The organism is Mycobacterium sp., from assembly GCF_050700595.1.
In the GTDB taxonomy this organism is placed as follows: Bacteria; Actinomycetota; Actinomycetes; order Mycobacteriales; family Mycobacteriaceae; genus Mycobacterium.
The window spans coordinates 19,461-40,224 of the sequence record NZ_JBOHHI010000205.1 but is presented as its reverse complement, the minus strand read 5'-3'; the positions used below and the strand labels follow the sequence as shown (position 1 = coordinate 40,224).

17 protein-coding genes and 1 pseudogene are annotated in these 20,764 nt (G+C 65.3%); 10 read left to right on the top strand and 8 right to left on the bottom strand.

Annotated elements, in window-relative coordinates; all coding sequences use genetic code 11:
- Positions 1-399: 399 nt before the first annotated feature.
- The 3 genes and pseudogenes from ACRDTL_RS19190 (at position 400) to ACRDTL_RS19180 (ending at position 3,736) form a co-directional block, all read left to right on the top strand.
- Positions 400-1,811 (top strand): annotated as a pseudogene (locus tag ACRDTL_RS19190) (nitrate/nitrite transporter).
- An 87-nt stretch (positions 1,812-1,898) separates the two neighbouring features.
- Positions 1,899-3,050 (top strand): uroporphyrinogen-III synthase, encoded by a 1,152-nt coding sequence (locus ACRDTL_RS19185; RefSeq protein WP_431508280.1) that lies wholly within the window; start codon positions 1,899-1,901, stop codon positions 3,048-3,050.
- Entirely contained in the window at positions 3,047-3,736 is a 690-nt protein-coding gene (locus ACRDTL_RS19180; RefSeq protein WP_431508279.1) for a sirohydrochlorin chelatase, read from the top strand. The genes ACRDTL_RS19185 and ACRDTL_RS19180 overlap by 4 nt, the downstream gene beginning before the upstream one ends.
- On the opposite strand, the gene nirD is transcribed toward ACRDTL_RS19180, so the two are convergent.
- Both nirD and nirB read right to left on the bottom strand, forming a co-directional pair.
- Entirely contained in the window at positions 3,706-4,098 is a 393-nt protein-coding gene (nirD, locus tag ACRDTL_RS19175) for a nitrite reductase small subunit NirD (RefSeq protein ID WP_431508278.1), read from the bottom strand. The two genes, ACRDTL_RS19180 and nirD, sit on opposite strands and share 31 nt — an antisense overlap.
- A 25-nt stretch (positions 4,099-4,123) precedes the next feature.
- On the bottom strand, positions 4,124-6,721 hold the full coding sequence (gene nirB, locus ACRDTL_RS19170) for a nitrite reductase large subunit NirB (RefSeq protein ID WP_431508277.1): 2,598 nt from the start codon (positions 6,719-6,721) through the stop codon (positions 4,124-4,126).
- 202 nt (positions 6,722-6,923) lie between these two features.
- Here nirB and ACRDTL_RS19165 point away from each other — a divergent pair, with 202 nt between their 5' ends.
- On the top strand, positions 6,924-7,382 hold the full coding sequence (locus ACRDTL_RS19165) for an Hsp20/alpha crystallin family protein (protein ID WP_431508276.1): 459 nt from the start codon (positions 6,924-6,926) through the stop codon (positions 7,380-7,382).
- Between the two features lie 9 nt (positions 7,383-7,391).
- Here ACRDTL_RS19165 and ACRDTL_RS19160 read toward each other — a convergent pair whose 3' ends face one another.
- A complete protein-coding gene (locus ACRDTL_RS19160) occupies positions 7,392-8,153 on the bottom strand; it encodes an isocitrate lyase/PEP mutase family protein (protein ID WP_431508275.1) in 762 nt (253 codons plus the stop codon).
- Between the two features lie 111 nt (positions 8,154-8,264).
- On the opposite strand from ACRDTL_RS19160, the gene ACRDTL_RS19155 reads away from it, so the two are divergent.
- The 4 genes from ACRDTL_RS19155 (at position 8,265) to ACRDTL_RS19140 (ending at position 12,136) form a co-directional block, all read left to right on the top strand.
- A complete protein-coding gene (locus ACRDTL_RS19155) occupies positions 8,265-8,561 on the top strand; it encodes a hypothetical protein (protein WP_431508274.1) in 297 nt (98 codons plus the stop codon).
- A 74-nt stretch (positions 8,562-8,635) separates the two neighbouring features.
- Positions 8,636-9,457, top strand: a complete 822-nt coding sequence (locus ACRDTL_RS19150; protein ID WP_431508273.1) for a hypothetical protein — start codon at positions 8,636-8,638, stop codon at positions 9,455-9,457.
- 18 nt (positions 9,458-9,475) lie between these two features.
- Complete coding sequence (locus ACRDTL_RS19145; RefSeq protein ID WP_431508272.1) at positions 9,476-11,389, top strand: fumarate reductase/succinate dehydrogenase flavoprotein subunit; 1,914 nt, start codon at positions 9,476-9,478, stop codon at positions 11,387-11,389.
- Entirely contained in the window at positions 11,390-12,136 is a 747-nt protein-coding gene (locus tag ACRDTL_RS19140) for a succinate dehydrogenase/fumarate reductase iron-sulfur subunit (protein ID WP_431508271.1), read from the top strand.
- A gap of 20 nt (positions 12,137-12,156) precedes the next feature.
- On the opposite strand, the gene ACRDTL_RS19135 is transcribed toward ACRDTL_RS19140, so the two are convergent.
- Together ACRDTL_RS19135 and ACRDTL_RS19130 are read right to left on the bottom strand one after the other, a co-directional pair.
- The gene (locus ACRDTL_RS19135) at positions 12,157-12,645 is read right to left on the bottom strand and encodes a flavin reductase family protein (RefSeq protein WP_431508270.1); all 489 of its coding nucleotides are present in this window, start codon (positions 12,643-12,645) and stop codon (positions 12,157-12,159) included.
- Positions 12,646-12,685: 40 nt separating this feature from the next.
- On the bottom strand, positions 12,686-13,702 hold the full coding sequence (locus ACRDTL_RS19130; RefSeq protein ID WP_431508269.1) for an isopenicillin N synthase family dioxygenase: 1,017 nt from the start codon (positions 13,700-13,702) through the stop codon (positions 12,686-12,688).
- Positions 13,703-13,904: 202 nt separating this feature from the next.
- On the opposite strand from ACRDTL_RS19130, the gene ACRDTL_RS19125 reads away from it, so the two are divergent.
- A complete protein-coding gene (locus ACRDTL_RS19125; RefSeq protein WP_431508268.1) occupies positions 13,905-15,740 on the top strand; it encodes an acyl-CoA dehydrogenase in 1,836 nt (611 codons plus the stop codon).
- A gap of 10 nt (positions 15,741-15,750) precedes the next feature.
- Here ACRDTL_RS19125 and ACRDTL_RS19120 read toward each other — a convergent pair whose 3' ends face one another.
- The 3 genes from ACRDTL_RS19120 to ACRDTL_RS19110 all read right to left on the bottom strand — a co-directional run bounded on the left by ACRDTL_RS19120 (position 15,751) and on the right by ACRDTL_RS19110 (position 19,261).
- Positions 15,751-16,398 carry a LuxR C-terminal-related transcriptional regulator gene (locus tag ACRDTL_RS19120; RefSeq protein ID WP_431508267.1) on the bottom strand — a complete coding sequence of 216 codons (648 nt, stop codon included), beginning with the start codon at positions 16,396-16,398 and terminating at the stop codon, positions 15,751-15,753.
- Positions 16,395-17,696 (bottom strand): sensor histidine kinase, encoded by a 1,302-nt coding sequence (locus ACRDTL_RS19115; RefSeq protein ID WP_431508266.1) that lies wholly within the window; start codon positions 17,694-17,696, stop codon positions 16,395-16,397. The genes ACRDTL_RS19120 and ACRDTL_RS19115 overlap by 4 nt, the downstream gene beginning before the upstream one ends.
- Positions 17,697-17,929: 233 nt before the next feature.
- Complete coding sequence (locus ACRDTL_RS19110; protein ID WP_431508265.1) at positions 17,930-19,261, bottom strand: acetyl-CoA C-acetyltransferase; 1,332 nt, start codon at positions 19,259-19,261, stop codon at positions 17,930-17,932.
- Positions 19,262-19,387: 126 nt separating this feature from the next.
- On the opposite strand from ACRDTL_RS19110, the gene ACRDTL_RS19105 reads away from it, so the two are divergent.
- A complete protein-coding gene (locus ACRDTL_RS19105) occupies positions 19,388-20,764 on the top strand; it encodes a 3-oxoacyl-ACP reductase (protein WP_431508264.1) in 1,377 nt (458 codons plus the stop codon).

Genomic DNA, 20,764 nt, shown 5'->3' with positions numbered 1-20,764 from the left:
ACAACGTCGCGGCCGAACTCAACGCGCGTCCCCGCAAGCGCTTCGGCTGGCGCACCCCCGCCGAAGAACTCAACCGACTACTCTCAGACCCGTCCGCCTTTGTTGCAGCGACCGCTTGAATCCAAGGGTTGTTCCGCGCCCTGAGCGCGGTCTCGAGGCCGTACTTTCAGTTTCGCCGTCGGACTAACACTTGGCAGCCTATGCGGGCGGGGACTTACTGTGCTGCAGCCGTATTAACTTCACGACTGTCAGGAACCTTTCAGCCAACCGGATTACAACTTTCAGCAGATATGACCGGATCCGGCTTGACCAACTTTGTGAACGGATGCGAGCATTACCGCTGCCCGGCGAGTGCGCGTTTCTATACCCGCCAAAGTGCTACGAGAGGTTAGTGACCGCATGACCCGCTCGCATCGGATCATCGACTGGAATCCCGAGGACACCGTCGCATGGGAGGCCGGTAACAAAGCCATCGCCCGTCGCAACCTGATCTGTACGGTCGCCGCTGATCACGTCGCATTCTCGATCTGGTCGCTGTGGTCGGTGATGGTGCTGTTCATGCCCGAGCCCGTTTACGGTTTCTCGCCCAGCGACAAGTTGTTGTTGGGAGCGATCGCCACCTCTTCGGGGGATGTGTGCGCATTCCCTACACGTTGGGGATCGCGAAATTCGGTGGTCGCAACTGGACGACATTTTCGGCACTGGTGTTGATGATCCCGACCGTCGCGACGGTCGTGCTGCTGGCAAATCCCGGTCTGCCGCTATGGCCGTATTTGGCCTGCGCTGCGCTGACCGGCTTGGGCGGCGGCAACTACTCTGCGTCGCTGGCCAATGTCAACGCCTTCTACCCGCAGCGACTCAAGGGCCGGGCGCTGGCGGTCAACGCCGGCGGCGGCAATCTCGGAGTGGCGGGCGTCCAGTTGGTGGCGCTGCTGGTGCTCGCCACCGCGGGCAACCGGCAACCGTACTGGGTCTGCGCCGTCTACCTGATCTTGCTGGCGGTCGTGGGCATTGCGGCAGCATTGTTCATGGACAACCTGGACCACTGCATCGAGCCGGGTAACTACCGCTCCATCCTGTCCGAGCGGCACACCTGGGTGATTTCGCTGCTCTATATCGGCACCTTCGGCTCGTTTATCGGGCTGTCCTTCGCATTCGGTCGGGTGCTCTACATCAACTTCGTTTCCGGTGGCCAAAGCGCCGCGCAGGCCTCGCTACACGTCGCCCAGATCGCGTTTCTCGGGCCACTGCTGGGGTCGCTGTCGCGGATCTACGGGGGCAGGATGGCCGACCGCATCGGTGGCAGCCGCGTTACCTTGGCGGTCTTTGCCGGCATGATTTTGGCAACCGGTCTGTTGGTCGCCGTCAGCACCTACGACGGACACGGCCGCGGCTCTGCTACCGGACCGACGATGATCGGTTACGTCATCGGGTTCATCGCGCTGTTCATCCTGTCCGGTATCGGCAACGGGTCAGTTTTCAAGATGATCCCGTCGATCTTCGAGGCGCGTAGCCGGTCGTTGCAGGACCGGGTGGCGATGACCGAGGCGGAACGCCGGCACTGGGCGCAGGCGATGTCGGGGGCACTGATCGGGTTCGCCGGCGCAATCGGTGCGCTGGGCGGCGTCGCGATCAACCTGGTGTTGCGCCAGTCCTACCAGAGCACCGGTGCGGAGACGTCGGCGTTCTGGATTTTCCTGGGCTTTTACCTCGCCGCCGCGGCGCTCACCTGGGCGATGTATGTGCGCCGACCGGTTTCAGCGGCCGACGTGCCGGGACCGGAGACCGTGGCAGCACAAGCCCGCGTATGAGCGACGCCGGCCGAATGTGACGGCAGGGCAACTCGTCGGAAATTACCGGGTAACGCGGCGGAAACGTGTCAGGCATACATACTTCCTATGGCGCATATCGGCCAGCCCGACTCGCGGCCGCTTGCCGGCTACCGGGTGGCGGTGACGTCTGCTAACCGTGCTGACGAGCTGTGCGCGCTGCTGCGCCGACAGGGCGCTGATGTCTGCAGCGCTCCGGCAATCATCCAGGTCGCGCTGCCCGATGACGACGAACTGCACCGCCAGACCGCAGCATTGATCGCCCGCCCGCCAGACATTTTGATCGCGACGACCGGCATCGGATTTCGCGGCTGGATCGCCGCCGCCGACGGCTGGGGGCTGGCCGGCCAGTTGATCACCACGCTGGCGCACGCCCGGATCGTGTCTCGCGGGCCGAAGGCGACCGGAGCGTTGCGGGCGGCTGGCTTGCATGAGGAGTGGAGCCCGGGGTCGGAGTCGTCGCGCGAGGTATTGCATCACCTGCTCGAGTCCGGCGTCCACGGGCGGCGTATCGCATTGCAGTTGCACGGTGCGACCGAGCACTGGGATCCTTTTCCCGAGTTCGTCCATGAGCTGCGCGCCGCGGGCGCCGAGGTGGTGCCGATCCGGGTATACCGATGGTTGCCGGCGCCGGCCGGAGAGTTCGACCAGCTGCTCAGACAGATCGCCCACCGCCAGGTCGACGCCGTCAGCTTCACCTCCGCGCCGGCGGCTGCATCCACACTGCTGCGGGCCCGCGAGTTGGGTATCGCGGATCAGCTGATCGACGCGCTGCGTGCCGATGTGCGTGCGATGTGCGTCGGACCGGTGACCGCCCAACCGCTGATGCGGCTGGGTCTTCCGACGTCGTCGCCGCAGCGCATGCGGTTGGGGGCGCTGGCCCGACATATCGCCGACCAGCTGCCGTTGCATCGATCCCGAACCGTGCATGCGGCCGGTCATACCATCGAGATTCGCGGCTCCTGTGTGGTGATCGACGGCATCGTCAAGCCGCTGTCGCCCGCGGCGATGGCGACCTTACGCGTCCTGGCGCACCGTCCGGGCGCGGTGATCGCCCGCAACGACCTGTTACGCGCGCTGCCGGGCAACGGCTCCGACACCCATGCCGTTGATACCGCGGTGTTGCGGCTGCGAGCAGCGTTGGGCGACAGGAGCATTGTCGCAACTGTGGTCAAACGCGGTTACCGATTGGCGATCGACGAAGAGTCGGGTGCGGCATGACTCTGATCCTGGTCGCGCACGGCACCCGAAGACCGGAAGGGCTCGCCATGATCGGCGACCTCGTCGAGCGGGTCGGCTCGGTGTTGGGCCACCCCGTGCAGGTGGGCTTCGTCGACGTACTTGGGCCCACACCGAGCGAGATACTGTCCGCCGCGGCAGCCACTGCCGAGCCGGCGGTTGTGGTCCCGGCGTTCCTGTCCCGCGGATATCACGTCCACACCGACCTGCCCATGCATATAGCAGCGAGCGGACATCCCGATGTCACCGTCACGCCGGCATTGGGTCCGAGTCCACACATCGCACAGATAGTTTCCGAACAGCTCAGCCACTCCGGTTGGCGTCCAGGTGATTCGGTGATCCTCGCGGCAGCCGGTACATCGGACAGCAGGGCGCGTGCGGATCTGCGTGCCACCGCCACGTTACTGTCCGCGTTGCTCGGATCGTCAGTGCGGCCGGCGTTCGCCGCCACCGGTGCGCCCAGCGTGCGGGAGGCGGTTACCGAGGCGCGCAGCCGGTCGGATCGCCGAGTAGCGGTGGCGTCATACCTCTTGGCAGACGGAATGTTTGCGCATCAGCTGCGAAACTGCGGTGCTGACCTGGTCAGCGAGCCACTGAGCACCCACCCCACCCTGGCCCGGCTCATCGCCGGGCGGTTTCAGGCAGCCCGCACCTGCGCACGTGTGTGACCGACCTGCACCATCCCGTCGACCAACCGCGTCGGGTAGACCGGCACCCTCACCGAGGTGTCATCGAGGCAAAGGCCGTCCTCAAACGCAAACGCCTGCTTGGCAATCGGTGACTGAACTGCTGCCCTTCCGCTGCGGTCCCCGACCAGTCCGCGGGAAAGCACCCCGGCACCGGAGAACGGGTCGATGTTGCCCAGCGCGTGCAACGATCCGTCATCCAGACGGAACAAGGCCGCCTGCGACCCGTCGTCGAGCAGCACGGCCACACCACGGCCGGGGATGAGGTAGTCATAGGCGCACGCCGACGTCCAAGTCACCTGGGCAAGCTTCGACAAGGCGGCGATGTCGTCAAGTGGTTTCATGAGATCTCCTTATTGCCTTCGCATTTCACGTACGCACTTGCGGCATTCCGATGAGCACCGGGTCGGAGTTACCGGCGTCGGTCGGTGCCGGTCGCATACGTCCGTTGTACTCGGTGAAAGTCACCGTAGGATCAGGAGCATCGGGTGCGTTGACGAACGAGACGAACCGGGACAGTTTGTCCGGATCCTCCAGTACACCCTTCCATTCGCACTCGTAGTTAGCCGCGTGCCGAGCGATCGCCGCTTCGAACTCCGCTGCCAGACCCAGTGAGTCGCGGCACACCACGTCGCGTACGTGTTCCAGCCCACCCTCTAGAGATTCGATCCACGGCGCGGTGCGCTGCAGCCGGTCGGCGGTGCGGATGTAGAACATCAGGAAGCGGTCGATGTAGCGGACCAACGTCTCGTCGTCGAGGTCCTCGGCCAGTAATTGGGCATGTCTGGGGGTAAAGCCGCCGTTTCCGCCGACGTAGAGATTCCAGCCCTTTTCGGTGGCGATGACGCCGACATCTTTCGCGCGGGCTTCTGCGCACTCCCGAGCGCAGCCCGAGACCCCCAACTTGATCTTGTGCGGTGCTCGCAGTCCGCGGTAGCGCATCTCCAAGTCGATAGCCATCTGCACCGAATCCTGTACGCCGTATCGGCACCAGTCGTTGCCCACGCAGCTTTTCACGGTGCGCACCGCCTTGCCGTAGGCGTGGCCGGATTCCATGCCGCCGTCGACCAGCCGCTTCCAGATCGCCGGGAGCTGATCGACACGGGCGCCGAACATGTCGATGCGCTGGCCGCCGGTGATCTTGGTGTACAGACCGAAGTCCTCCGCGATCTGACCGATCAGGATCAGGTGTTCGGGTTTGATGTCGCCGCCGGGCACCCGCGGCACCACCGAGTAACTGCCGTTTTTCTGGATATTGGCCAGGAAGTGGTCGTTGGAGTCCTGCAGCGAAGCCTGTTCGCCGTCGAGAATGTGCTCGGAGCCGGTGGAGGCCAGTATCGACGCGACGGCGGGTTTGCAGATGTCGCAACCTTTTCCGGTCCCGAACCGCTCCAGCAATCCGGAGAACGTACGAATCCCCGTGGCGCTGATGACTTCGAAGAGCTCGGCGCGGGATTGGCTGAAGTGCTCACACAACGCCTTGGTCTGCTCGACTCCCTCGGCCTCGAGCAGCTGCTTGAGCATGGGAACGCAGGAGCCGCACGAAGTGCCGGCCGCGGTGCAGGACTTGAGCGCGGGCACGTCGGCGCAACCGTTGGCGATGGCCGCGGTCAGGTCCCCCTTGGTCACGTTGTTGCAAGAACAGATCTGGGCTGAGTCCGGCAGCGCGCCCACGCCCAAAGCCGCGGCGCCATCACCGGATCCAGCGGGCGAGATCAGTGCCAGCGGATCGCCGGGGAGCTCCGAACCGACCATCGGTCGCAGCACCCCGTAGGCGGAGGCATCACCGACCAGAATGCCGCCGAGCAATGTCTTCGCGTCGTCGGAGAGCACCAGTTTGGCGTAGGTCTGCTTGACCGGGTCGTTGACGACGACCTGCAGGCAATCCTCGGTCGTGCCCATTGCGTCGCCGAAGCTGGCGACGTCGACCCCGAGCAGCTTGAGCTTGGTCGACAAGTCGGCTTCGGGGAACTCGGCCCCACCGTCCAGTAGCCGGTCCGCGACCACCTCCGCAGACGTGTAACCCGGTCCGACCAGCCCGTAGCAGCGGCCCTCGATAGCGGCGACCTCGCCGACCGCAAATATATTGAAATCGCTTGTCCGACAGGATAGGTCGGTGAGCACGCCGCCGCGCTCAGCGATCGGTAGGCCCGCCGCGGACGCCAGTTCGTCACGCGGCCGGACGCCGGCAGCGAAGACCACCAGGCCGGCGTCGATGACTTCGCAGTCGGACAGGTGCACTCGCAACGATCGCCACCCGTCTAAATGCTCAAAGGATTCAATCCAGTCGGTTTTCACATCGACATGCACAGCGATCCCGAGATCGGCGATCATCCTGCCCAACAGCGCCCCGCCCGCCTCGTCGAGCTGTTGGGCCATCAGTCGCGGCGTCATCTCGACGATGTGGGTCTGCAACCCGAATCCGCGCAGTGCGTTCGCGGCCTCCAGCCCCAGCAGGCCACCGCCGATTACCACAGCGGTATTGGTGTTTCCGGCGTCCAGCATGCGCTGGGCATCGTCGCGGATGGCGTCGAGGTCGTCGAGCGTGCGGTAGACGTGGCAGCCCGGCAGGTCGTGGCCGGGAACCGGCGGGACGAACGCGTAGGACCCGGTCGCCAGCACGAGAGCGTCGTAGCCATACCGTTGGCCGTCGGCGGTCCGCACCTTCTTGGCGGCCCGGTCGATATCGGCGACCCGCGCGCTCAGCAGCAACCGCACCAGTTCGTCACCGTCGTAATCGTTGCCGGGGAGTGCCAGCTGCTCGCGTTTCCAGTGCTCGGTGTAGGCGGTGAGCCCGACCCGGTCATATGCCGCATCGGATTCCTCGGCGAGCACGGTGATCCGCCAGGATCCGTCCGTGTCGCGGGCGCGCAGCGCCTCGACGAATCGGTGGCCCACCATGCCGTGCCCGACCACCACGACATCGCGAATGTGGCGGTCGTCACAAGGATTTCCGACTGGGGCCATACCCCGAAAGTAGGGACGCGATATTGCCGAAATGTTTCGCGGAATTGGCGACCGCCTGTGAGTATGTTTCGCGAAAATCACGTCCGGGCCTGAGGTGTTCGCTTTAGGCGAACGCCCAGGTGGGACTTAAGCGTGCTCGACTCATGTTTGTACCAGTGAAGCCGACAAGGTGTCGGTAATCACAAGGCATGAGGAGACAAAAATGAGCAATCTGACGTTGTGCTCGCGGCCCGCCTGGGATGTCGACCGCTGGATGCGTGAGTTCTTCGGACCCGCCCCCGCGGCCGATTGGTTCAAGCCGCTGACCGGCGGCTTCAATCCCGCCGCGGAGATCGTCAAGGACGGCGACGACGCGCTGGTCCACCTCGAGCTGCCGGGCGTGGACGTCGACGAGGACGTCAACGTCGAGTTCGGCCACGGGGACCTGGTCATCCACGGCGAGCGTCGCGACGAGCGGGCCGGCGAAGACCCCGCGAAGGGCGGGCGAACGCTGCACGAGGTTCGCTACGGATCGTTCCGCCGGTCGTTTCAGCTGCCGGCGCACATCACCAGCGACGCGCTCACGGCGTCCTACGACGCCGGTGTGCTCACCGTCCGGATAGCGGGGGCCTATAAAGACCCCGCCGGGACTGAGGCACAGCGCATCGCGATCACCAAATAGCTGGCGAACTCAGCCCCACCGGGCCAGGATCTCCTTGGCCCGCACCGAGAGTGCAGCCTGTAGGAAGGGGCCAAAGCTGATCCGGCCGACACCCAGCGGACCGAACGACGCCGGATCGTCCTGTTCCGGCAGCGCGATCGCGTTGACCGGAAGAGCTAGTTCAGCGGTCAACCGCCGCAACGTTTCCGGATCGTGACGGCCCACCGGATAAAGGACGTCGGCACCGGCGGCCGCGGCCTCGTTGAGCCGCGCGACCGCCCGCTCGACACGGTCCGACGCGCCGCCGTCCTTGCGCAGGAACAGATCGGTGCGCGCATTGATCACCACATGTACGCGGGCGGCGTCCGCGGCTTGCCGCAGCGCGCCCACCAGCTCGGCGTGTTCGGCCGATGAGCGCAGCCGCTTGCCCTCGCTGTGCACGGTGTCTTCGATGTTCAGCCCCACCGCGCCGACCCGAACCAGCCCGTCGATCAGCCGCGATGCCGGCAATCCATAGCCTGATTCGATGTCCACCGACACCGGAACGTCCACCGCAGCGGTGATCTGCGCGACCCGGGCAAGCAGCTCGTCGAACGTCATGCCCTCGTTGTCGGGTTTACCGATCGAATCGGCGACCGGATGGCTGCCGACGGTGAGCGCGGCAAACCCGGCGTCGGTCGCCAGTCGCGCTGACCAGGCGTCCCATACCGTGGGCAGGATCACCGGGTTACCCGGCTGGTGCAGCGCCAGTAGGGTCTTCGCCCGTTCGGCCGGGGTGCGCCTTGATGGCATGGCTGGTCTGCCTCCTGGTGGGCCGTGACTTTGTCTCACGCGCTGGATCTGCGATGGATAGTATCGGTTGCATAATGTGATCCATGACACCCTCATCCCCTGGGAGATCCGTTGTCCAGCACTACTGAACTCGCCGAACTGCACGACCTCATCGGTGGCTTGAGACGGTGCGTGACGTCGTTGAAGTCCCGATATGCCGACACCCCGGCGATGCGGCGCATCGTCAACGACACCGAGCGGATTCTCAACGATGTCGAGCTGCTCGACATCGACGCCGGCGAACTCGAGCTGGCCAGTTACCCCGTGCCGCATTCGGAAGAGAAGATCGGCATCCCCGACACCGAGTACGACGCCGAGTTCTGGCGTGACGTCGACGACGAGGGCCTCGGCGGACACGGCCGGTCCTGACCAGCCCCCGTAAAAACCGGGTGCTTTCCGGTGGGTACGCTGCCAGCAGCCCACGCGAAGAGGATCACATCACAATGAGTGCACCCACGGCGAACCGTCCTGCCACCGGCGTCTTCTCCCCGACGCGCGCACAGCTACCGCAGTCCAACCTGCGCACCGATACGTGGTGGTTCCCGCCGCTGATGGTCGACATCGGGTTGGCCGCGTTCATCATCTACGCGACCATCCGCGCGTTCTGGGGCAGTGCCTACTGGGTTGATGAGTACCACTACCTGACGCCGTTCTACTCACCGTGCATCAGTGCATCGTGTGCGCCGCATGCCAGTCACCTGGGCGTCTGGTTTCCGCACTTCCCAGCGTGGATTCCGTTGGGAATGCTGGTATTACCGTTCCTACTCGCGTTCCGGATCACCTGCTACTACTACCGCAAGGCCTACTATCGCGCGGTGTGGTTATCGCCGGCGAGCTGTGCGGTCCCCGAACCGCGGGCCCACTACACCGGTGAGACGCGGCTGCCGTTGATCTTTCAGAACAGCCACCGGTACTTCTTCTACATCGCTTTCGCCATCGCGACGCTCAACACCTACGACGCGATCGTCGCGTTCCGCTCGCCGTCCGGCTTCGGGTTCGGTTTGGGCAACGTCGTTCTGGTCGTCAACGTGCTGCTGCTGTGGGCCTACACCGGCGGATGTCATTCCTGCCGGCACGTGTTCGGTGGCCGGCTCAAGCACTTCTCTAAGCATCCGGTTCGCTACCGGGTGTGGTCGCGGATCACCTGGTTCAACGAACGTCACATGACGTTTGCGTGGATCACATTGGGCACCCTGGCACTCACCGACTTCTACGTCATGCTGGTGGCCAGCGGCACAATCCACGACCTCAGATTCATTGGCTGACAAGACAAGCGAGGATTCATGGTTGAGGTCGAACGGCACTCCTACGACGTAGTAGTGATCGGTGCCGGCGGCGCGGGATTGCGTGCGGTCATCGAAGCGCGCGAGCGCGGCCTCAAGGTTGCCGTGGTGTGCAAATCCCTTTTCGGCAAGGCACATACGGTGATGGCCGAGGGCGGGGCCGCGGCGGCGATGGGCAACGCCAACCCAAAGGACAATTGGCAGACCCACTTCGGCGACACGATGCGCGGTGGGAAGTTCCTGAACAACTGGCGGATGGCCGAACTACACGCCAAGGAATCGCCAGACCGGGTCTGGGAGCTGGAGACCTACGGCGCGCTGTTCGACCGCACCAAGGACGGCAAGATCAGCCAGCGCAACTTCGGCGGACACACCTACGCGCGGCTGGCACACGTCGGCGACCGCACCGGCCTGGAGCTGATCCGCACGTTGCAGCAGAAGATCGTGTCACTGCAGCAGGAGGATCACGCCGAACTCGGTGACTACGAGGCGCGGATCAAGGTGTTCGCCGAATGCACGATCACCGAACTCCTCAAAGATGGAGACGCGATCGCCGGAGCGTTCGGATATTGGCGCGAAAGCGGCCGGTTCGTGCTGTTCGAGGCCCCGGCGGTGGTGATGGCCACTGGCGGGATCGGCAAGTCATTCAAGGTGACGTCGAACTCGTGGGAGTACACCGGCGACGGCCACGCGCTGGCGCTGAGGGCCGGCGCAACGCTGATCAACATGGAGTTCGTCCAGTTCCACCCGACCGGCATGGTGTGGCCGCCCAGCGTCAAGGGGATCCTGGTCACCGAAGGCGTGCGCGGTGACGGCGGAGTGCTGAAGAACTCAGACGACAAGCGGTTCATGTTCGACTACATCCCGTCGGTGTTCAAAGGCCAGTACGCCGAAACCGCACAAGAGGCCGACCAGTGGCTCAAGGACAACGACTCGGCCCGTCGCACCCCCGACCTGCTGCCGCGCGACGAGGTCGCACGCGCGATCAACTCCGAAGTCAAAGCCGACCGCGGCAGCCCGCACGGCGGGGTCTACCTCGACATCGCGTCACGGCTGACACCCGCGGAGATCAAGCGGCGATTGCCGTCGATGTATCACCAGTTCATGGAGCTGGCCGGGGTCGACATCACCAAGGAACCGATGGAAGTCGGGCCGACCTGCCACTACGTCATGGGCGGTATCGAGGTTGACCCGGACACCGGCGCGGCCAGCGTCGCCGGGCTGTTCGCCGCCGGGGAGTGCTCCGGCGGGATGCACGGGTCCAACCGGCTGGGCGGCAATTCGTTGTCGGACCTGCTGGTGTTCGGCCGGCGCGCAGGTCTGGGCGCGGCCGACTACGTGCGAGCGTTGAGCAGCCGCCCGACCGTTGCCGAGCAGGCGGTCGACGCCGCCGGCAAGCTGGCGCTGGTGCCGTTCGAAGGGCCCGAAGATGGTTCGGCTCCGGAGAATCCGTACAACCTGCAGATCGACCTGCAGAATGCGATGAACGACTTGGTCGGGATCATTCGTAATGCCGGTGAGATCTCCGAGGCGCTGTCCCGGCTGGACGAGTTGCGCGCCCGCTACACCAAGATGCAGGTCGAAGGAAATCGCCAGTACAACCCGGGATGGAACCTGGCCATCGACCTGCGCAACATGCTGCTGGTCAGCGAATGTGTGGCCCGGGCGGCGTTGGAGCGCACCGAGAGTCGCGGCGGCCATACCCGCGACGACCATCCAGCGATGGAGGCGAGCTGGCGCAACACGCTGCTGGTGTGCCGAGCAAAAGGCGACTCGGCTCTCCCCCACGTCGACGTCGGCCGCGAGGAGCAGGTCCCGATGCGGCCGGACTTGCTGGAGCTCTTCGAGATCTCGGAACTGGAGAAGTATTACACCGACGAAGAGCTGGCCTCCCATCCTGGACGGAGAAGCTAGATGACATATGACGCGACCATGCGGGTGTGGCGCGGCGACGCGGACGGCGGTGCACTGGAGGACTTCATCGTCGAGGTCAACGAGGGTGAGGTGGTGCTCGACGTCATCCACCGGCTGCAACAGACCCAAACCCCCGATCTCGCGGTGCGGTGGAACTGCAAGGCCGGCAAGTGCGGATCGTGCTCGGCGGAGATCAACGGCATGCCCCGGTTGATGTGCATGACGCGGATGTCGACGTTCACCGAGGACGAGGTTGTCACCGTGACACCCATGCGCACGTTCCCGGTGATCCGCGATCTGGTCACCGATGTGTCGTTCAATTACGAAAAGGCGCGTGAGATACCGTCGTTCGCGCCACCCAAGGATCTGCAGCCCGGCGAGTACCGGATGGCGCAGGTCGATGTCGGGCGCTCGCAGGAGTTTCGTAAGTGCATCGAATGCTTCCTGTGTCAAAATGTCTGCCACGTGATCCGCGACCACGAAGAGAACAAACAGGCGTTCGCGGGTCCTCGGTTCTTCATCCGCCTCGCCGAACTCGAGATGCATCCGCTCGACACGGCAGACCGGCGCGATCTGGCACAGGATGACGCCGGCCTCGGGTTGTGCAATATCACCAAGTGCTGTACCGAGGTCTGCCCGGAAGGTATCAAGATCACCGACAACGCGATCATCCCGATGAAGGAGCGCGTGGCCGGCCACCGATACGACCCGGTGGTGTGGTTGGGCAACAAGCTGTTCCGCCGCTAACTCGCCGAGCGTACTCGCGGTCAGGCACCGAGTCGGCGGAAAATGCTGCGGTGAAACACGATCGGCGCCACCTCGGGGTCGACCTGGACGTCGCTGACGCGCAACACCACGATGGTGTGGTCCCCGGCCGGGACCAGTTGCACTATCGTGCTTTCCAACCACACGCTGGTGCCCTTGATGAAGACCGCGCCGCTACCGTTGGACACGGTTTCCAAACCGGCGAACCGGTCACCGGTCTTGGCGGCCAGTGAGCGCACCGCCTCGTCGTGCGCCTCGCCCAGGACGCTGATGCCCAGCGACGGCACGTCTTCGAGTTTCGGCCAGGTGGTCGACGTGTTCTGCACGCAAAACGACACCAGCGGCGGATCCAGCGACACCGGAACGAATGTGCTGACCGCCAGCCCTTCCCGGATTCCGTTGATCTCGGCGGCAATCGCGATCACGCCGCACGGGAAGTGACCGAAGGCCTCGCGCAGTGACGACGGTGTCAGCTTGTCGGGTGAGTTCACCAGGGTTTCATTCGTGTCGGTGGTTCTCGCTCTCCTGACCCTACTCGCGTGGCGCCGCCTGCTGGCCGGGACCCGTCGAATATCCGTGCGCGCGGGCGACATCGGGGTGTGCCCGCAATCTGCTCTTCCAGGCGTTGCGGCCGTAGATCGAGAAGATCGGGTCCGACGGGTCGGTGCACATGCCCGCCCGCGCCGCCAAGTCAGCCGGCAGCGAGAGGACCGGAATCTGCGCGTCCAGCCGTGGATTGAAGAAGAACGGCACCGAGATCTGCTCCGCCCCGGAATGCAGGCTCACCCGGTGCTCGGTGGCCCGTAAGTAACCGCCGGTCGCGACCTCGAGAAGTTCGCCGATATTGACGACGAACGCGCCGTCGACAGCGGGAACATCGATCCAGCCGCCGTCCCGGCGTGGGCGCACCTGCAGTCCCCGACGGCCCGATTCGGCCAGAAGGAGCGTGAGCACCCCGGCGTCTCGATGCGCGCCCACGCCCTGCGGGGTGTCCGCGCGCCCCGGATAGCGCACGAGCTTGATCAGCGTGGCGGGCGCGCCGGCGAAGGCCGCGTCGAAGACATCGGGTGCGTTGCCCAGCGCGGCCGCCCAATGCCGCAACAGCGTGCGGGCCACCCCGGAGAGCGCGGCGCCGAAGGCGTCGATGATGCCGGGCAACTCCGGCAGTGCTGCCGGCCACTGATTGGGTCCCTGTAGCCACAGATAGTCCGGCTTTCGGAGGCCACCCACCGGTGCCCGCTCCGGCCCGAGGTCGATCTGCTCGCGCCAGTCCGGTTCACCGCCGGTCCGCTCGCCGCCCACGCGCGTGTAGCCGCGGAAATGCGGACTGCGCACCATCGCGATGGCGTCCTTATCGGCCTGCGGCAGCGCGAACAGCCGACGTGCTGAGGCAAGAACCCGGGCGGCCAGATCTTCGGACACCCCGTGGCCGGTCAGGTAGAAGAAGCCGACTTCGTGAGCGGCCGTCCGGAGCCTGCACCGCAAGTCGTCGGGGTCGTCGCGGAGGTCCACCACTGGGAGCGCGGTGATCGTCGCCACAGTTGCCACCGGTTCATCATCGTTGCAGGTCAGTAGGTCCGCCAGGGAAAAAATCAGGCGTAAGCCAACCGGTTGGTTACTTAGGCAATGAAATTTAGCTCACACCCGCTTGCGTTGAAGTTACCGAACCGTTAAGTTTGGCCCTGTTACTGGTGGGTAACTTAAGCCCGAGTACCCAACCATCAAGTGGCATTCCCATCGAGGAGGACGCGTGAGCCACTACAAGAGCAATGTCCGCGACCAGGTATTCAACCTGTTTGAGGTGTTGGGCGTGGACAAGGCCTTCGGTGATGGTGACTTCAGCGATCTCGACGCCGACACCATCCGCGAGATGCTGAGCGAGATGAGCCGGCTGGCCGAGGGTCCGATCGCGGACTCGTTCGTCGAGAGCGACCGAAACCCGCCGACCTTCGACCCCGAAACGCACTCGGTGACGCTGCCGGAGCCGTTCAAGGATTCGGTGCGCGCGGTTCTCGAGGCCGGCTGGGACAAGGTTGGCCTCGATGAGGCGCTGGGCGGCACCCCGATGCCCAAGGCAGTGATGTGGGCGCTGCACGAGCACATCCTCGGCGCCAACCCGGCGGTGTGGATGTACGGCGGCGGCGCAGGCTTCGCCAACATCTTCTACCACCTGGGCACCGAGGAGCAGAAGACGTGGGCCGTACTGGCCGCCGAGCGCGGCTGGGGCGCCACGATGGTGCTGACCGAGCCCGACGCCGGCTCGGACGTGGGCGCCGCCCGTACCAAGGCCGTGCAGCAGGATGACGGTTCCTGGCACATCGAGGGTGTCAAGCGGTTCATCACCTCTGCTGACTCCGGCGACTTGTTCGAGAACATCTTCCACCTGGTGCTGGCCCGCCCGGAGGGAGCGCGCTCGGGCACCAAAGGTCTGTCGCTGTTCTTCGTACCCAAGTTCCTGTTCGACCTCGAAACCGGCGAGCCGGGCGAGCGCAACGGCGTGTTCGTCACCAACGTCGAGCACAAGATGGGCCTGAAGGCCTCCGCGACCTGCGAGCTGTCCTTCGGTCAGCACGGCGTGCCCGCCAAGGGCTGGCTGGTCGGCGAGGTGCACAACGGCATTGCGCAGATGTTCGAGGTCATCGAGCAGGCCCGCATGATGGTTGGCACGAAGGCAATCGCGACGTTATCCACCGGGTATCTGAACGCACTGGACTACGCCAAGTCGCGGGTCCAGGGTGCGGACCTCACCCAGATGACGGACAAGGCCGCGCCGCGAGTGACGATCACCCATCACCCCGACGTGCGTCGGTCCCTGATGACCCAGAAGGCGTACGCCGAAGGTCTGCGCGCGCTGTACCTCTACACCGCGACCTACCAGGACGCCGAGGTGGCCAAGGCGGTGCAGGGCGTGGACCCCGAGTTGGCGGTCAAGGTCAACGACCTGATGCTGCCGGTGGTCAAGGGCGTCGGATCCGAGCAGGCCTACGCCAAGCTCACCGAGAGCCTGCAGACCTTCGGTGGATCGGGCTTCCTACAGGACTACCCGATCGAGCAGTACATCCGCGACGCCAAGATCGACTCGCTCTACGAGGGCACTACCGCCATCCAGGCGCAGGACTTCTTCTTCCGCAAGATCGTCCGCGACAAGGGTGTGGCGCTAGGCCACGTGGCGGGCCAGATCGAAGAGTTCGTCAAGAACGAGTCCGGCAACGGCCGACTGAAGGCCGAACGCGCGCTGCTGGCCGTCGCGCTGGCGGACGTGCAGGCCATGGCGGCCTCGTTGACCGGCTATCTGATGGCCGCGCAAGAGGACATCGCCAGCATCTACAAGGTCGGCCTGGGTTCGGTGCGCTTCCTGATGAGCGTCGGCGACCTGGTGATCGCCTGGCTGTTGCAGCGTCAGGCGGCGGTGGCCGTCCAAGCGCTCGATGACGGCGCCGGCGACGCCGACCGGGCCTTCTACGAGGGCAAGATCGCGGTGGCGTCGTTCTTCGCGAAGAACTTCCTGCCGCTGCTGTCCAGCACCCGGCAGGTGATCGAGACGCTCGACAACGACATTATGGAGCTTGACGAAGCCGCCTTCTAATCCTCGCGAGCTACGAGTTGAGGTAGGTCATCACGGCGAGCACGCGACGGTGGTGCGCCTGAGACGGTGCCAGGTCGAGCTTGCTGAAGATGCTGGACACGTGCTTCTCGACTGCTCCCTCGGTGATCGAAAGACGTTGGGCCAGAGAAATATTGGAATGCCCCTCGGCCATCAGAGCCAGCACCTCGCGCTCCCGCGCGGTCAGCCGGTCCAGCACATCGGCGGCGCGGCGCGACCCCATCAGCTGCCGCACCACTTCCGGGTCAAGCGCGGTGCCACCGTCCGCGACGCGCCGCAGCGCCGCGTCAAACTCCTGAATATCGGCCACCCGGTCCTTCAGCAGGTAACCCACACCTTCGGGATGTCCGGCCAAAAGTTCAGCAGCGTAGCGGGTTTCCACCCACTGTGAAAACAGCAACACACCGATGTCAGGATGTGACCGACGCAGTGACACCGCCGCGACCAGGCCCTCGTCAGTGAAGCTGGGCGGCATGCGGATGTCCACCACGAGGACATCAGGCTGCAGCTGGTCCGCCGCGTCCAGCAACTCCGAGGCGCTGCCAACCTTAGCCAGTACGTCATGCCCACGTTCGACAAGGAGTTGCGCCAGGCCGTCGCGCAGTATCGCGCTGTCTTCAGCGATGACGACGCGCGTCACGTCCCGGCCCCCGACGGGACGACCACGGTGACGGCGGTGGGTCCGCCGGCAGGACTGTCGATCTCCAGGCGACCGTCGACCATCGCCAACCGATCTCGCAAGCCCGTGAGCCCAGAGCCACCGCCCACCGTGGCACCGCCAGACCCGTTGTCCGACACAATGATCCGCAGATCCACCGAATCGCTTAGCAGCCGAACCGTCGCTTCGGTGGCCGCAGAGTGCCGAGAGACATTCGCCAGCAGTTCGGTCACGCAGAAGTAGGCCAGCGTTTCGACGCCGACGGGCGGCCGCACCTGGATGTCGTCGGTAACCTCGACCGGAATCGGGCTGCGCGCCGCCAGCGTTTGGACCGCGGCGCCCAGGCCGAGATCCAGTGCCGGCGGGCGGATTCCGCGTACCAGGTCGCGTAGCTCAGTCAACGTCTCCTTTGTGTTCGCCAGTGCGTCGGACACCAATTCGCTGACGCGCGTCGGCTCGGAGGATTCGGCGAGTTGTTCCTCGGCGCGCGCCAGGGCCATGGCCACGGTGATCAGTCGGGCTTGCGTCCCGTCGTGCAGGTCACGCTCCACACGGCGCAGGGTAGCGGCAGAGTCCTCAACGACGTCGGCGCGGGCACGTTCCAACTGCGCCACCCTGCGTTCTCGCTCGCTCGGAGACAGCAGCGCCTGGGCCAACCGGACATGAGCACGACTGACACCGAGCATCACCCAGCCCAGCACATAGAGCGCGACAAGGCCGGCCAACGACAGCAGCAAATAGGCACCCGGCGATTTCACCCGCTGGTCGATCAACACGACCGCGTGGCCGGACAGCCACCAAACGACAGGCGAAGCCACCAGGAACCCGGCCGCCGCGACGGCGCCGAGCACCGCGGAGCCGACGACCGTCAGGACAGCGCCCTGCAGCGCCAGAAAGCCCAGACTCCGCCAACCGACACCGTCGGTCAACGCAGCCCGCAGCGTGAGCCACCACCCCTCCGGCCGGATGAACGGCGCCGGGGCGTCGATGGTGACACCCATGAGCCGGGCCATCGACCGATGCAACCGATTCCACAGTCGGCCGGTCAACACCGCCCCGGCTACCAACAGAATGCCGGCCACCGTGAGGAGAACCGGAGCGGAGCCCAGCCCGACGCAGAAGACGTACGCGAGGCCGACCACCGCGGTCACATAGGCCATCACCAGGTACAGGTAGGCGCGCCAGGCCGCCGCTCGCAAAGGTGTCAGCAGCGACCGGAACCCCGGACGTTCGGCCGGAGCACCGGGAGATGCGGTCACGCTGCTAGTCACGAGAACCATGGTGGCCCGTCCGGCCCTTGCGATCCATCGTGCTGGCCCGCGAATCCGTGGTGGGGCTAGCCCCATTTGACCTGGCAGCCGTGCTGCGGCCAGATTCGAGGATGCTCCGCGTTGCCATCGGGTCGGGGGGTCGGACGACAACACGGAGCTTCCGAGCGACCGGATACCCACACCGCCGCGTGACTAATCACGATTAATCACGCTCCACGAGTATTTTTCCGCCCGGGGCCGCCTCAGGCTTCGAGAATCGCGGCGACACCTTGCCCGCCGGCCGCGCAGATCGAAATCAGCGCCCGAAGCGGCTTGCCCGCGGCCCCCTTTTGGTTGGCCTTTGCCTCCGCCAGTTGCTTTGCGGTCTGCGCGAGGATCCGCCCACCTGTGGCGGCGAACGGGTGACCGGCAGCCAGCGATGAACCATTGACGTTGAGCTTGGACCGGTCGATGGGTCCCAGCGCGGCATCCAGGCCCAACCGCTCCTTGCAGTACTCCTCGGACTCCAACGCCTGCAGGTGCGCCAGCACCACCGACCCGAAGGCCTCGTGGATTTCGTAGAAATCAAAATCTTGCAGTCCCAGTCCGTTTCTCGCCAACAGCCGCGGTATCGCGTAGGTCGGCGCCATCAGTAGGCCGTCGGCGCCGTTGACGTAGTCGACCGCCGCGGTCTCGGCATCGACGAAGTAGGCGAGCGGGGTCAGCGAGTGCTCGGACGCCCACTCCTCGGTCGCCAGCAACGCGACCGACGCGCCGTCGCTCAGCGGCGTCGAATTGCCGGCCGTTAGCGTGGCGTCGCCGGATTTCACCCCGAATACCGGCTTGAGCTTCGCCAGCTTCTCCACCGACGCGTCCGGACGCAGGTTCTCGTCCCGGTACAGCCCCAAAAACGGGGTGACCAGATCGTCGAAGAAGCCCCGATCGTAGGCGGCCGCCATGTTGCGGTGGCTGGCGGCGGCCAGCTCATCCTGGTCGAGCCGTGTGATGCCCATCTTCTTGGTGGTGATGGCTTGGTGCTCACCCATCGACAGCCCGGTGCGCGGCTCCTTGTTCACCGGTATCTCCACCCCGAGGCTGGCGGGCAGCTTGCCCACCAGCTTCAACCGCTCGACGTTGGACTTGGCCCGGCGCAATCCCAGCAACGTACGGCGCAACTCGTCGCCAAAGCCGATCGGCGCATCGGAGGCGGTGTCCACCCCGCCGGCGGCGGCGACCTCGTAGCGGCCGGCGGCGATCCCGTCCGCGGCGGAGATCGCCGCCTGCAAACCCGTCCCGCAGGCCTGCTGGATGTCGAACGCGGGTGTATAGGACGACAGCGCCGATCCCAGTACGCATTCGCGCATGAGGTTGAAGTCACGGCTGTGTTTGAGCACGGCACCGCCAATCACCGCCCCGAGCCGTTCACCGGCCAGACCGAACCGGTCGACCAGGCCGCCCAGGGCCGCGGTGAACATGTCCTGGTTGGACGCCTCGGCGTAAGCGCGGTCGGCACGCGCGAACGGAATCCGGTTGCCGCCCAGCACGGCGACGCGTCGCGGGGTCTTGGAACTTGCAGAGGAATTTGCAGGGGGCACGTTTGTCTCCGTCAGTTGTGGTTATCCGCGGGTTTAGTTCATACTACCCATCGTTCTTACTCTTGAGTAAGTTCAGTCTGGATACGGTCGTGGATAGACGGCACGCTCGACATGGAAGGCAACTCAGTGGCCCCCAAACTTTCATCGGACCTATTCTCCCAGGTCGTCAACTCCGGACCGGGATCGCTCCTGGCCAAGCAACTCGGCATTCCGCGGCCCGAGCCGCTGCGCCGCTACCGGGCCGGGGACCCGCCGCTGGCCGGGTCGCTGCTGATCGGCTCTCCTGAAGACCAGGCGGGCCGGGTGGTCGAACCGCTGCGCGCAAGCCTGAGCAAAGATTACGAAGTGGTGGGCGCCAACCTGGGCGGTCGCTGGGCCGATTCATTCGGCGGGCTGGTGTTCGACGCCACCGGTATCACCGCACCGTCCGGGTTGAGGGCGCTGCACGAGTTCTTCACTCCGCTGCTGCGCAACATCGGCGCGTGCGGTCGTGTCGTCGTGGTCGGCACCACCCCCGAGGCGGCCGGCAGCAGCGACGAGCGGATCGCGCAGCGCGCGCTTGAGGGCTTCACCCGGTCGCTGGGCAAGGAGTTGCGCCGGGGAGCCACGGCTGCGCTGGTCTATTTGTCTCCCGACGCCAAACCTGCTGCTACCGGCCTGGAGTCGACCATGCGGTTCATCCTGTCGGCCAAATCGGCCTATGTCGACGGCCAGGTGTTCTTCGTCGGGGCCGACGACTCCACTCCGCCATCCGACTGGGACCGGCCGCTGGACGACAAGATCGCCATCGTGACCGGTGCGGCCCGGGGCATCGGGGCGACGATCGCCGAGGTGTTCGCCCGCGACGGGGCCCGCGTCGTGGCCATCGACGTGGAGGCAGCCGCGGAGGCTCTGCAAAAGACGGCCGGTCGGGTCGGCGGCACGGCGTTGACACTGGACGTCACCGCGGACGACGCCGTCGAAAAAATCACCGGGCATCTTCGCGACCACCACAACGGCCGGGCCGACATCCTGGTCAACAACGCCGGCATCACTCGCGACAAACTGCTGGCCAACATGGATGACCCCCGGTGGGACGCGGTCATGGCGGTGAATTTGCTTGCCCCACTTCGCCTCACCGAAGGACTGGTCGGCAATAGCAGCATCGGGGAAGGTGGCCGGGTGATCGGATTGTCGTCGATGGCCGGTATTGCCGGCAACAGGGGGCAGACCAACTACGCCACCACCAAGGCCGGCATGATCGGCCTCACGCAGGCACTGGCGCCGAAGCTCGCCGAGAAGGGCATCACCATCAACGCCGTGGCACCGGGATTCATCGAAACCCAGATGACGGCAGCGATCCCGTTGGCTACCCGTGAGGTGGGCCGCCGGATGAACTCGCTGTACCAGGGCGGTCAGCCCGTCGACGTCGCCGAGACGATCGCTTACTTCGCCAGCCCCGCGTCGAACGCGGTGACCGCCAACGTGATTCGTGTCTGCGGCCAAGCCATGCTGGGGGCGTGA